This is a genomic window from Gilliamella sp. W8136, assembly GCF_016101285.1.
Taxonomy (GTDB): Bacteria; Pseudomonadota; Gammaproteobacteria; order Enterobacterales; family Orbaceae; genus Gilliamella; species Gilliamella apicola_N.
This window is the reverse complement of the sequence record NZ_JACFQU010000030.1, coordinates 1-12,742: the sequence shown is the minus strand read 5'-3', so window position 1 is coordinate 12,742 and position 12,742 is coordinate 1. Positions and strand designations below refer to the sequence as shown.

Sequence of the window (12,742 nt, the reverse complement as noted above, 5' to 3'; positions counted from 1 at the left end):
TACTCGTGGCTGCAACCCTACTAGCTCAAAATTTATTCACACATGGTTACGCTTTGGGGAAATTATGAGGGGATCTCTCAGTGCATTGCCTCCAATTCCCATAATTTATTACGCCGATAATAACTTGGTGTAACCTTAAAAATGTACTTAAATCGACGTGTAAAAGATTGTTGGGAATCAAATTGATATTTTAATGCGATCTCAAGGATAGTTTTTTTCGTCAACCTCAACTCAACAGCCGCTTTCGTCAAACGACGAGCACGAATATAGCTAGCCAGTGTGACCCCTGTTACTTTTTTGAACAGCCGCTGAAAATACCACTTGGTATAACCCGCTTTATTCGCCACATCATCAAGCAGTAAAGACTGATCTAAATTATGTTCAATCCATAATAGAACATCTTTGATAACCGTTGTATGAAACTGCTTATCATCATATCTTAATTGGATGTTATTAGCTTTATTTTGATAGCGAGAATGCTGTTCAATATACATAAAATAACCTAAATGTTCTTAAGATTGTCACGACCACATCATCATGATACCATAAACATACTGACGGTATGTTATTTTAAATCTATCATGGAAAATAAAAATCATCAACAAGAAAATTTTAAGAGTACCTATCAATCACTGGTTAACTCAGCACGAATATTGTTTGTTGAAAAAGGCTATCAAGCTGTTTCAATAGATGAGATCTCGGGAAAAGCGTTGGTGACCAAAGGTGCCTTTTATCATCACTTTAAAAATAAAAAACAATTACTCAGTGCCTGTTATAAGCAGCAATTAATTATGATTGATGCCTACATCACAACAAAAACTGATTTAACAAATGGTTGGTCTGCCTTAGAAAGTATATTTGAACATTATCTTGATTATATTATTGATAATAATAAAAACCTTATCCCTATCCAAGAAGTGATGCCTATCATTGGTTGGAATGAACTTGAAAAAATTAGCCTTGAATACATTACTGGTAAGGTAAACGCCATTGTCAGCAAATTGATCCAAGAGAACCAACTTAAAGCTTATGATGATGATGTGCTTAAAAACTTACTCAATGGCTGGTTTATGCATATCGCAATACATGCGAAAAAACTAAAAGAGCTTGCCGATAAAAAAGGCCAATTTATTGCTATTTACCGCGGCTTTTTATTGAGCTTGAAAGATAAATAAAATAGATAGGTTTTATTTGAAGCTAAATCTTCTTTATCGTAAAAAATGCCCTCTTGGGTTATCAAGAGGGTCATTATATTTCGCGGAATAACATCATTTGGTGACGAAATAACTAAGCACTTGTCTCCTGTTTACTCCCCTGAGCTTGAGGGGTTAACATGAAGGTCATCGATAGCAGGATAATAATACAGTAAAACGCTAAACCAATAATCCAAATCCAGCCATCCCAAATTGGTAGTGAATGATTATAAATAACAGCAAACAGTAATGGGCCAATAACACCGGTTGCATTGGTAAGGCTCACCAATAATCCCTGTAAAGCACCTTGCTGATGACTCTTTGTTTGGATAGACATCACTCCCTGTAATGCAGGTAAAGCGATCCCACCACCAGCCAATAAAATTAAAACAGGGAAAACTAACCAACCTTCAGATATAAACGCTAAAAAGGCAAATGCACTACTATCTGCAATAAATCCGAGCAGTACTGCCGTTTTTTCGCCCCATTTAGTGGCTATTCTTCCTGCCACAAAGGCTTGGAATACTGAGTGTAAAAGACCAAGACCCGCTAATGAAAAGCCAACCATCATGCTATTCCATCCAAAACGATTTTCGGTAAATAGCACCCACACCGTTGCGGGAATTTGGCCTATCAATTGCGCTGAAAAATAAATAATCAACAAAATGGGCATCGTTTTAAATAAAGTGATGTATACCGAATTCGATTGCGTCTCAACCCCTACTTCGGTATCTGTATTATCACGTGTATTTTTGGTTTCACGGAACCAAAACATAACCACAAGGAAAGCGACAATATTTAGCAACGCAGCGATAAAAAAGGGACTATGCGGTGAAATCTCTCCTGCAAAACCACCAATAATAGGCCCCGCTATTAAACCAAGCCCAAAACTTGCCCCTAACCAACCGAACCACTTCACGCGTTGAGAAGCTGAGGTGGTATCGGCAATGACCGATGCCGCGACAGCCCCAGTAGCTCCTGTGATCCCTGAAAGCAAACGGCCTAAATACAGCATCCAAAGCGCACTTGAAAAAGCCAGCAATAAGTAATCCAGCGATGCGCCTATTAATGACAACAACAGCACTGGGCGCCGACCAAATCGGTCAGACATTTTTCCAAGCCAAGGAGCAAAGATAACCTGCATTAACGCATAAAGTGCAAGCAATACGCCAAAGTGGTTAGCGATATCTTCCGAAGCAATAAATTCACGTAATAACGTTGGCAAGACTGGCATGATAAGGCCAATCCCCATGGCATCGAGTAACGTAATTACCAATGCGATCTTTGTCGAACTATTCATTTCACTTTTCTCCATCACTGATAGGGAGTGGTAAAATAACTCTATCAATGATAGAGTGTCAACAAAAATTAGGAATTAATGATGTCTAGATTAGATAAAAGTAAAGTGATTAACAGCGCATTAGAGCTGCTTAATGAGGTCGGAATCGAAGGTTTAACAACCCGTAAACTCGCCCAGAAGCTAGGTGTAGAGCAGCCTACATTGTATTGGCATGTAAAAAATAAGCGGGCTTTGCTCGACGCCTTAGCCATTGAGATGTTAGATAGGCACCATACTCACTTTTGCCCTTTAGAAGGGGAAAGCTGGCAAGATTTTTTACGTAATAACGCTAAAAGTTTTAGATGTGCTTTACTAAGTCATCGCGATGGAGCAAAAGTACATTTAGGTACACGGCCTACAGAAAAACAGTATGAAACTCTCGAAAATCAATTAGCCTTTTTATGCCAACAAGGTTTTTCACTAGAGAATGCATTATATGCACTCAGCGCTGTGGGGCATTTTACTTTAGGTTGCGTATTGGAAGATCAAGAGCATCAAGTCGCTAAAGAAGAAAGGGAAATACCTACTACTGATAGTATGCCGCCATTATTACGACAAGCTATCGAATTATTTGATCACCAAGGTGCAGAGCCAGCCTTCTTATTCGGCCTTGAATTGATCATATGCGGATTAGAAAAACAACTTAAATGTGAAAGTGGGTCTTAAAAGCAGCATAACCTTTTTCCGTGATGGTAACTTCACGGTAACCAAGATGTCGAGTTAACCACCCTTTAGATTCATAAAGCGAAAATAATGCGGCTCCAACGTACCCACCTAAATGGAAACGGCGTTCACTCCAATCTAAACACGCACAACAGATTTTACGTGAATGTTTGGAAGGAACGTCAATTCCCATTTCATGAAAATATTGAATACCACTTAATGTGATCATTGAACCATTTTCAGTGATCCATTGCTGTTGACAAAGGGAATCATAGATCTTAACGGCAACTTCGCCAGCTAAATGATCATAGCAAGTACGTGCTTTTCGTAAATGCACTGGCGTGGAAACTTTGGCATGTACGCCATGGTTTAAGGAGATCCCCATCATACTTTCCATCAATTCAGCAATATCTTTTCCTGCTAGCCGAAAATAACGATGCTTGCCTTGAGCTACTACTGTGATTAGCTGGCAATCTAATAATTTAGATAAATGACTGCTCGCCGTTGAAGCTGATATATTCGCCACAGAACTTAGCTCAGTGGCCGTCCAAGCTCGCCCATCCATCAAAGCACTGAGTATTTTAACTCGTGAAATGTCAGACATAGCCGCCCCTATCGCGGCTATTGAGGACTCAAAGGTAACCTCTTTTCGTATTAAATTAGCCATCGCAAGTTCACTTTATTGCCCAAGGGAGCGTAACAGATGCAGCCATACTATCATTGTCCGTTATTAATATCAGTTGGTTAGCATGGTCACTGTATTGCACTAAAATATTAATGTTATTCTCCGCCAATACTCGTGCTATTTCGCCAAGTTCCCCCGGTTTTTCCTGTTTTAACTTACGAATTAATGGTGTCCGGATCGCAAGTACTAACAGTCCAGCTTGCTCTAGCGCTATTTTAGCTTCCTTTCCTTGTTCAACAAGAAAATGAGCATGGCATTCATCACCAACCGTAAATATCCCTCCCCCTTCCAATCCAATACCTTTATTACCTAATGTTTTTCCTAGTAATGCTAATTGTCCTATTTGATTATCTAAAACAACGTGAACATCAAACATTATCCTTGTCCTTTTTAAATGAATATTCGCGAGTAATATGAGCAATACTAATTTTGTAAAAATCAAATATTGACTCTCGCCCTTCTTGTTGAGCTTTCGCATGTAAAACATGATTTTTCCATTGCAGAACTGCGTATTCGTTTTCCCACCAAGATAGCGATAACATTTTTCCTTCTGTAGCTAGACTTTGAAAACGTTCAATTGAAATAAAACCAGCTACATGACTTAATAGTGGTCTTAACTCCTCAGCTAAAGTCAAATAGCGAGTTTGTTGGTCGGGTTGTATTTGCACCTCAAATATTACAGCAATCATATTTTTCTCCGTTATTAATCAACAAACAGAGTAATCCACCCGAAAATTAACACTTCGATAAGCAACGAAATATAGAAAGGTCATGCTGCTGTTTTATGTTGTATATCACACTTCTTTAAATTGCTCGGCCTGCGCTTATCATGTTCTCCTTCTCTTATAATTTTGTTTATTATTTATACTTTTTTATTTTTTGCTATCACCGAAAATAGTGCGGATCCCGCATGGTATTTAGGTTTACCCATCATTAAATACCATTGTTGTTATTTTAATCTTTTTAATATTTCATGATTAAGATCACACTAAAATTATGACCCTATTAACTAAAAGTTATGGATACCCTAATAAAACTCATTGTTAAAGATTAGTTAACCAAAGTAACTTCATTTTTCACTATTGTTAAATTGTTATAGTGAAAATTCTGGTAAACTAATAGAGGTAAAAAAATGATCCTAGATGCCAGTTATACATTATTAGTCGCATGTATCGCGCTACTCATAGGAATGTTTGTCGTAAAATTTACCCCGTTCCTACAAAAAAACCACATACCAGAAGCCGTCGTTGGTGGCTTTATTGTTGCAATTGTTCTGTTAATTATTGATAAAACATCAGGTTATTCGTTTACTTTTGATGCTTCATTGCAAAGTTTATTAATGCTCACATTCTTTTCCTCTATCGGGCTAAGTTCTGACTTTTCTCGACTGATTAAAGGAGGAAAGCCGTTAGTTCTATTAACTATTGCAGTAACGATCCTAATCGCCATTCAAAATACTGTCGGCATGAGTATGGCTGTCATGATGAATGAAAGTCCATTTATTGGCTTAATTGCAGGTTCAATTACTCTAACAGGTGGTCATGGTAGGGGTCTGACGCTCAGTGGAACGAAAACTCACGTTAAGCAACGTTTTCTACCTCTGACGCCTCTTTTAATGGTCTTAAAACAGGCACTATTATTGCCTGTTTTCTTTTATAGAAGGTGGCTGTATGAAAAAACATAAGTTAGGTTTTTTATTCTATTTATCGAATAGAACAGTATTGTTTCTTACCTCAATTTATATGGTAAGTATTTTTATTTATACCATTCTTAGAATGACCGGGTTTAGTATTTCTGATTCCTTCAATGCAAATATAATCGGCCTGTTTTTTTTAATGTTTTCATGGATGGTTTATATGCTTAGATTTATTGATGAAAACAAAAAATCAAGTGAAAAAACAAAACTTATGGGGAGTGCCGTTTTAGTATTCCAGTTAATTAGTTATGCGATAGCCATTATGAGGGGTCTGACTATGATAACTCCTTCACTAATAGAACGCTGAGGCTTTAACATGCTTGAAATGCGATTTGGAAAAAATAGCGATTTACCATTCATCTTAAACCTGGTTCGCGCCGGTGTTGCTACAGGTGTGTTTTTTTTCAGTGAATCAAACGCCTGTAATGAGCTTGAAAAGGAACTAGAACTGGTTACGCAAAAGCACAAAGCTAACGAGCTTGGCGCGGATTTCCTTTTCGTTTTTGATGATCAGGCGACAAAAAAGCCGGTAGGTTTTACGTTGCTGACTGGTCGCAATGATAGCGCCGGATTTGCCTCTCATCTTGAAATCCGCATGTTTGCTATCGCTGCCGAAGATCAGGGGAAGGGGTTAGCGAAAGAAATGTTAACCTCCGTCATCAAGGCGACGCCCGGCCATCGCCTTGATGCGTCTTGCCTACCTGCGGCAATAAAAATGATGAGGCTCCTTACTGGTTTTGGGTTTGTTGTTACGGATGAGACGCGGGGCGGTAAGAAAACTTTTAGTACACAAATCTCCTGATTCTCTTTAGTTAAGAAAGGCATTCAAATTTTCTGAATGCCTTTTTTTTTGTCGTTGAAAACATAAATCACTGTTTTTTATGATTTATGTTTTTTGCAAAAACGTCCTGCAGGACGTTGGCCAACTGCGGCCGGCGACGCGATCGGTGGGGGTGTTGTTCATCAATATTGAAAGAGATTTTGGGAGAAAAAGCCGCTTTCGCGGCTCTCGTTTAGGGGTCTGACGCTCAGTGGAACGAAAACTCACGTTAAGGGATTTTGGTCATGAGATTATCAAAAAGGATCTTCACCTAGATCCTTTTAAATTAAAAATGAAGTTTTAAATCAATCTAAAGTATATATGAGTAAACTTGGTCTGACAGTTACCAATGCTTAATCAGTGAGGCACCTATCTCAGCGATCTGTCTATTTCGTTCATCCATAGTTGCCTGACTCCCCGTCGTGTAGATAACTACGATACGGGAGGGCTTACCATCTGGCCCCAGTGCTGCAATGATACCGCGAGATCCACGCTCACCGGCTCCAGATTTATCAGCAATAAACCAGCCAGCCGGAAGGGCCGAGCGCAGAAGTGGTCCTGCAACTTTATCCGCCTCCATCCAGTCTATTAATTGTTGCCGGGAAGCTAGAGTAAGTAGTTCGCCAGTTAATAGTTTGCGCAACGTTGTTGCCATTGCTGCAGGCATCGTGGTGTCACGCTCGTCGTTTGGTATGGCTTCATTCAGCTCCGGTTCCCAACGATCAAGGCGGGTTACATGATCCCCCATGTTGTGCAAAAAAGCGGTTAGCTCCTTCGGTCCTCCGATCGTTGTCAGAAGTAAGTTGGCCGCAGTGTTATCACTCATGGTTATGGCAGCACTGCATAATTCTCTTACTGTCATGCCATCCGTAAGATGCTTTTCTGTGACTGGTGAGTACTCAACCAAGTCATTCTGAGAATAGTGTATGCGGCGACCGAGTTGCTCTTGCCCGGCGTCAACACGGGATAATACCGCACCACATAGCAGAACTTTAAAAGTGCTCATCATTGGAAAACGTTCTTCGGGGCGAAAACTCTCAAGGATCTTACCGCTGTTGAGATCCAGCTCGATGTAACCCACTCGTGCACCCAACTGATCTTCAGCATCTTTTACTTTCACCAGCGTTTCTGGGTGAGCAAAAACAGGAAGGCAAAATGCCGCAAAAAAGGGAATAAGGGCGACACGGAAATGTTGAATACTCATACTCTTCCTTTTTCAATATTATTGAAGCATTTATCAGGGTTATTGTCTCATGAGCGGATACATATTTGAATGTATTTAGAAAAATAAACAAATAGGGGTTCCGCGCACATTTCCCCGAAAAGTGCCACCTGACGTCTAAGAAACCATTATTATATCACGAGGCCCTTTCGTCTTCAAGAATTTTATAAACCGTGGAGCGGGCAATACTGAGCTGATGAGCAATTTCCGTTGCACCAGTGCCCTTCTGATGAAGCGTCAGCACGACGTTCCTGTCCACGGTACGCCTGCGGCCAAATTTGATTCCTTTCAGCTTTGCTTCCTGTCGGCCCTCATTCGTGCGCTCTAGGATCCTCCGGCGTTCAGCTTGTGCCACAGCCGACAGGATGGTGACCACCATTTGCCCCATATCACCGTCGGTACTGATCCCGTCGTCAATAAACCGAACCGCGACACCCTGAGCATCAAACTCTTTTATCAGTTGGATCATGTCGGCGGTGTCGCGGCCAAGACGGTCGAGCTTCTTCACCAGAATGACATCACCTTCCTCCACCTTCATCCTCAGCAAATCCAGCCCTTCCCGATCTGTTGAACTGCCGGATGCCTTGTCGGTAAAGATGCGGTTAGCTTTTACCCCTGCATCTTTGAGCGCTCTGATCTGAATATCGAGGGACTGCTGGCTGGTTGAGACCCGCGCATAACCAAAAATTCGCATAAAATGTACCTTAAATCGAATATCAGACACGATGTGTCTATTATGCCAAAATGACGATTTAATGGACACTCAAACGAAGCCGTTTTACTATGTCTGATAATTTATAACATTTCGGACGGTTGCAAAAATGTTACTAAATGCCCGTAAGGCAGGGAGGCCTATATGCCCGTTGACTTTCTGACCACTGAGCAGACTGAAAGCTATGGCAGATTCACCGGTGAACCGGATGAGCTTCAGCTGGCACGATATTTTCACCTTGATGAAGCAGACAAGGAATTTATCGGAAAAAGCAGAGGTGATCACAACCGTCTGGGCATTGCCCTGCAAATTGGATGTGTCCGTTTTCTGGGCACCTTCCTCACCGATATGAATCATATTCCTTCCGGCGTCCGGCATTTTACCGCCAGACAGCTCGGGATTCGTGATATCACCGTTCTTGCAGAATACGGTCAGAGGGAAAATACCCGCCGTGAGCATGCAGCGCTGATACGTCAGCACTATCAGTATCGTGAATTTGCCTGGCCCTGGACATTTCGCCTTACCCGTCTTTTATATACCCGGAGCTGGATAAGCAACGAACGTCCTGGCCTGCTTTTCGATCTGGCGACAGGGTGGCTTATGCAACATCGTATTATTCTCCCCGGAGCCACTACGCTGACTCGGTTGATTTCAGAGGTAAGGGAAAAGGCGACGTTGCGCCTGTGGAACAAACTGGCACTGATACCGTCAGCCGAACAGCGTTCACAGCTGGAGATGCTGCTGGGGCCAACTGATTGCAGCCGCCTGTCTTTACTGGAATCACTGAAAAAAGGCCCTGTGACCATCAGTGGTCCGGCGTTTAATGAAGCAATTGAACGCTGGAAAACTCTGAACGATTTTGGCTTGCATGCTGACAACCTGAGTACACTCCCGGCTGTGCGCCTGAAAAATCTCGCACGTTATGCTGGTATGACTTCGGTGTTCAATATTGCCAGGATGTCACCGCAGAAAAGGATGGCGGTTCTGGTTGCCTTTGTCCTTGCATGGGAAACGCTGGCGCTGGATGATGCACTGGACGTTCTGGACGCCATGCTGGCCGTTATCATCCGTGACGCCAGAAAGATTGGGCAGAAAAAACGGCTCCGCTCGCTGAAGGATCTGGATAAATCTGCATTGGCGCTCGCCAGCGCATGTTCGTACCTGCTGAAAGAAGAAACACCGGACGAATCGATTCGTGCTGAGGTGTTCAGCTACATCCCCAGGCAAAAGCTGGCTGAAATCATCACGCTTGTCCGTGAAATTGCCCGGCCCTCAGACGATAATTTTCATGAAGAAATGGTGGAGCAGTACGGGCGCGTTCGTCGTTTCCTGCCCCATCTGCTGAATACCGTTAAATTTTCATCCGCACCTGCCGGGGTTACCACTCTGAATGCCTGTGACTACCTCAGCCGGGAGTTCAGCTCACGGCGGCAGTTTTTTGACGACGCACCAACGGAAATTATCAGTCGGTCATGGAAACGGCTGGTGATTAACAAGGAAAAACATATCACCCGCAGGGGATACACGCTCTGCTTTCTCAGTAAACTGCAGGATAGTCTGAGGCGGAGGGATGTCTACGTTACCGGCAGTAACCGGTGGGGAGATCCCCGAGCAAGATTACTACAGGGTGCTGACTGGCAGGCAAACCGGATTAAGGTTTATCGTTCTCTGGGACACCCGACAGACCCGCAGGAAGCAATAAAATCTCTGGGTCATCAGCTTGATAGTCGTTACAGACAGGTTGCTGCACGTCTTGGCGAAAATGAGGCTGTCGAACTCGATGTTTCTGGCCCGAAGCCCCGGTTGACAATTTCTCCCCTCGCCAGTCTTGATGAGCCGGACAGTCTGAAACGACTGAGCAAAATGATCAGTGATCTGCTCCCTCCGGTGGATTTAACGGAGTTGCTGCTCGAAATTAACGCCCATACCGGATTTGCTGATGAGTTTTTCCATGCTAGTGAAGCCAGTGCCAGAGTTGATGATCTGCCCGTCAGCATCAGCGCCGTGCTGATGGCTGAAGCCTGCAATATCGGTCTGGAACCACTGATCAGATCAAATGTTCCTGCACTGACCCGACACCGGCTGAACTGGACAAAAGCGAACTATCTGCGGGCTGAAACTATCACCAGCGCTAATGCCAGACTGGTTGATTTTCAGGCAACGCTGCCACTGGCACAGATATGGGGTGGAGGAGAAGTGGCATCTGCAGATGGAATGCGCTTTGTTACGCCAGTCAGAACAATCAATGCCGGACCGAACCGCAAATACTTTGGTAATAACAGAGGGATCACCTGGTACAACTTTGTGTCCGATCAGTATTCCGGCTTTCATGGCATCGTTATACCGGGGACGCTGAGGGACTCTATCTTTGTGCTGGAAGGCCTTCTGGAACAGGAGACCGGGCTGAATCCAACCGAAATTATGACCGATACAGCAGGTGCCAGCGAACTTGTCTTTGGCCTTTTCTGGCTGCTGGGATACCAGTTTTCTCCACGCCTGGCTGATGCCGGTGCTTCGGTTTTCTGGCGAATGGACCATGATGCCGACTATGGCGTGCTGAATGATATTGCCAGAGGGCAATCAGATCCCCGAAAAATAGTCCTTCAGTGGGACGAAATGATCCGGACCGCTGGCTCCCTGAAGCTGGGCAAAGTACAGGCTTCAGTGCTGGTCCGTTCATTGCTGAAAAGTGAACGTCCTTCCGGACTGACTCAGGCAATCATTGAAGTGGGGCGCATCAACAAAACGCTGTATCTGCTTAATTATATTGATGATGAAGATTACCGCCGGCGCATTCTGACCCAGCTTAATCGGGGAGAAAGCCGCCATGCCGTTGCCAGAGCCATCTGTCACGGTCAAAAAGGTGAGATAAGAAAACGATATACCGACGGTCAGGAAGATCAACTGGGCGCACTGGGGCTGGTCACTAACGCCGTCGTGTTATGGAACACTATTTATATGCAGGCAGCCCTGGATCATCTCCGGGCGCAGGGTGAAACACTGAATGATGAAGATATCGCACGCCTCTCCCCGCTTTGCCACGGACATATCAATATGCTCGGCCATTATTCCTTCACGCTGGCAGAACTGGTGACCAAAGGACATCTGAGACCATTAAAAGAGGCGTCAGAGGTAGAAAACGTTGCTTAACGTGAGTTTTCGTTCCACTGAGCGTCAGACCCCTGGTAATGCCGGAGCATGGGGCCCTATTCTCGCTGATAAATATGGTGTAACAGGCGCCGTTGAATTAGCGATGGCTTGTGCAACACTTGGATTAGTGTTGGGTGGTTTAGTTGGCGGCCCTGTTGCCCGTCATCTTTTGAAAAAGGTCTCTATTCCTAAAACAACCGAGCAAGAGCGCGACACTATCGTTGAAGCTTTTGAGCAACCAAGCGTCAAAAGAAAAATCAATGCAAATAACGTTATTGAAACCATTTCAATGCTGATTATCTGTATTGTTGTTGGTGGCTATATCAGTGCATTGTTTAAAGATACTTTTCTGCAACTGCCTACTTTTGTCTGGTGTTTATTTGTCGGTATTATTATCCGTAATACACTGACTCATGTATTTAAACACGAAGTGTTTGAGCCGACCGTCGATGTATTAGGTAGCGTTGCTTTATCGCTTTTCTTGGCAATGGCGTTAATGTCATTAAAATTTGGTCAATTGGCAAGCATGGCAGGGCCAGTATTAATTATCATTGCTGTACAAACTGTTGTCATGGTGCTATTTGCCTGCTTTGTCACCTTCAAAATGATGGGCAAAGATTATGATGCTGTCGTGATCAGCGCGGGTCACTGTGGCTTTGGTATGGGAGCAACACCAACAGCAATTGCGAATATGCAAACAGTCACAAAAGCATTTGGACCATCACATAAAGCTTTCCTTGTCGTTCCTATGGTCGGTGCCTTTATTGTTGATATTTCAAACAGTATCTTAATTAAAATATTTATTGAAATTGGTACATACTTTACCTAATAGCTACACACTACTCGGCGTACTTCTCCTAACAATTTATTATAGGGCAGTATGCCGAGCCGCTTTCTTACCCCGTATATTCCCCTAGTCAATCTATTTAGCTTGCACGTTTACGAATTAATTCTCGTGACAACTAAACCAAAATTTGAATTATGACGAGTATATCTGATTATTTATACTTTATTCGTTAGAATAGTCCGTAGAAATAAATAATCAGTAGGCTACATGGAATGAAATTAAGACATCTCGATATCTTTTATGCTGTAATGACTTGTGGTTCCTTAACGCGTGCGGCTGAAGTTTTACATATTTCTCAACCCGCGGCGAGTAAAGCACTCAAACATGCTGAGCACTGAGAGATCCCCTCATAATTTCCCCAAAACGTAACCATGTGTGAATAGATTTTGAGTAAGCAGGGTTGCAGCCACGAGTG

At 43.1% G+C, this 12,742-nt stretch carries 13 protein-coding genes and 3 pseudogenes; 8 read left to right on the top strand and 8 right to left on the bottom strand.

The genetic code is table 11. The features are described from left to right. Positions 1-98: 98 nt before the first annotated feature. Positions 99-494, bottom strand: a pseudogene (locus tag H3T96_RS14445) (helix-turn-helix domain-containing protein); the annotation flags it as partial. Between the two features lie 87 nt (positions 495-581). On the opposite strand from H3T96_RS14445, the gene tetC reads away from it, so the two are divergent. After that, positions 582-1,175: a tetracyline resistance-associated transcriptional repressor TetC gene (gene tetC / locus H3T96_RS14440; RefSeq protein WP_139354554.1), complete on the top strand. Its 594-nt coding sequence runs from the start codon at positions 582-584 to the stop codon at positions 1,173-1,175. A gap of 112 nt (positions 1,176-1,287) precedes the next feature. On the opposite strand, the gene tet(B) is transcribed toward tetC, so the two are convergent. Beyond that, positions 1,288-2,493 carry a tetracycline efflux MFS transporter Tet(B) gene (gene tet(B), locus H3T96_RS14435; RefSeq protein ID WP_001089068.1) on the bottom strand — a complete coding sequence of 402 codons (1,206 nt, stop codon included), beginning with the start codon at positions 2,491-2,493 and terminating at the stop codon, positions 1,288-1,290. 81 nt (positions 2,494-2,574) lie between these two features. On the opposite strand from tet(B), the gene tetR(B) reads away from it, so the two are divergent. After that, positions 2,575-3,198 (top strand): tetracycline resistance transcriptional repressor TetR(B), encoded by a 624-nt coding sequence (gene tetR(B), locus H3T96_RS14430; protein ID WP_186279298.1) that lies wholly within the window; start codon positions 2,575-2,577, stop codon positions 3,196-3,198. On the opposite strand, the gene H3T96_RS14425 is transcribed toward tetR(B), so the two are convergent. From H3T96_RS14425 to H3T96_RS14415, 3 genes are read right to left on the bottom strand one after another with little or no spacing between them, the layout of a single operon-like run. Then, the gene (locus H3T96_RS14425) at positions 3,176-3,862 is read right to left on the bottom strand and encodes a helix-turn-helix transcriptional regulator (protein ID WP_001284954.1); all 687 of its coding nucleotides are present in this window, start codon (positions 3,860-3,862) and stop codon (positions 3,176-3,178) included. The two genes, tetR(B) and H3T96_RS14425, sit on opposite strands and share 23 nt — an antisense overlap. 7 nt (positions 3,863-3,869) lie before the next feature. Then, entirely contained in the window at positions 3,870-4,256 is a 387-nt protein-coding gene (locus H3T96_RS14420; protein WP_000460651.1) for a hypothetical protein, read from the bottom strand. Then, positions 4,249-4,569, bottom strand: coding sequence for an antibiotic biosynthesis monooxygenase (locus H3T96_RS14415; RefSeq protein ID WP_000562370.1), 321 nt, complete (start codon positions 4,567-4,569; stop codon positions 4,249-4,251). Before H3T96_RS14415 ends, H3T96_RS14420 begins: the two co-directional genes overlap by 8 nt. A gap of 443 nt (positions 4,570-5,012) precedes the next feature. Between H3T96_RS14415 and H3T96_RS14410 the strand changes: the two genes are divergently transcribed. The 3 genes from H3T96_RS14410 to H3T96_RS14400 are packed head-to-tail and all read left to right on the top strand — an operon-like array spanning position 5,013 to position 6,378. After that, positions 5,013-5,564 (top strand): sodium/glutamate symporter, encoded by a 552-nt coding sequence (locus H3T96_RS14410; RefSeq protein ID WP_255519027.1) that lies wholly within the window; start codon positions 5,013-5,015, stop codon positions 5,562-5,564. Continuing rightward, complete coding sequence (locus H3T96_RS14405) at positions 5,551-5,883, top strand: hypothetical protein (RefSeq protein WP_097609935.1); 333 nt, start codon at positions 5,551-5,553, stop codon at positions 5,881-5,883. Before H3T96_RS14410 ends, H3T96_RS14405 begins: the two co-directional genes overlap by 14 nt. 9 nt (positions 5,884-5,892) lie before the next feature. Continuing rightward, the gene (locus H3T96_RS14400) at positions 5,893-6,378 is read left to right on the top strand and encodes a GNAT family N-acetyltransferase (protein WP_097609934.1); all 486 of its coding nucleotides are present in this window, start codon (positions 5,893-5,895) and stop codon (positions 6,376-6,378) included. Positions 6,379-6,739: 361 nt separating this feature from the next. Here the strand turns inward: H3T96_RS14400 and H3T96_RS14395 are convergent, their stop codons facing one another. Both H3T96_RS14395 and H3T96_RS14390 read right to left on the bottom strand, forming a co-directional pair. Next, positions 6,740-7,600 carry a broad-spectrum class A beta-lactamase TEM-1 gene (locus tag H3T96_RS14395; protein ID WP_000027057.1) on the bottom strand — a complete coding sequence of 287 codons (861 nt, stop codon included), beginning with the start codon at positions 7,598-7,600 and terminating at the stop codon, positions 6,740-6,742. Positions 7,601-7,754: 154 nt separating this feature from the next. Beyond that, the gene (locus tag H3T96_RS14390; RefSeq protein ID WP_001217881.1) at positions 7,755-8,312 is read right to left on the bottom strand and encodes a recombinase family protein; all 558 of its coding nucleotides are present in this window, start codon (positions 8,310-8,312) and stop codon (positions 7,755-7,757) included. Between the two features lie 162 nt (positions 8,313-8,474). On the opposite strand from H3T96_RS14390, the gene H3T96_RS14385 reads away from it, so the two are divergent. From H3T96_RS14385 to H3T96_RS14375, 3 genes and pseudogenes are all read left to right on the top strand, one after another. Continuing rightward, the gene (locus H3T96_RS14385; RefSeq protein WP_015586051.1) at positions 8,475-11,480 is read left to right on the top strand and encodes a Tn3-like element Tn3 family transposase; all 3,006 of its coding nucleotides are present in this window, start codon (positions 8,475-8,477) and stop codon (positions 11,478-11,480) included. Positions 11,481-11,514: 34 nt separating this feature from the next. Beyond that, positions 11,515-12,309: pseudogene (gene gltS, locus H3T96_RS14380) on the top strand (sodium/glutamate symporter); the annotation flags it as partial. Positions 12,310-12,539: 230 nt separating this feature from the next. Next, positions 12,540-12,659, top strand: a pseudogene (locus H3T96_RS14375) (LysR family transcriptional regulator); the annotation flags it as partial. Between the two features lie 15 nt (positions 12,660-12,674). Here H3T96_RS14375 and H3T96_RS14795 read toward each other — a convergent pair. After that, the coding region (locus H3T96_RS14795) for a hypothetical protein (RefSeq protein ID WP_223232774.1) at positions 12,675-12,742 on the bottom strand (68 nt) is incomplete at its 5' end.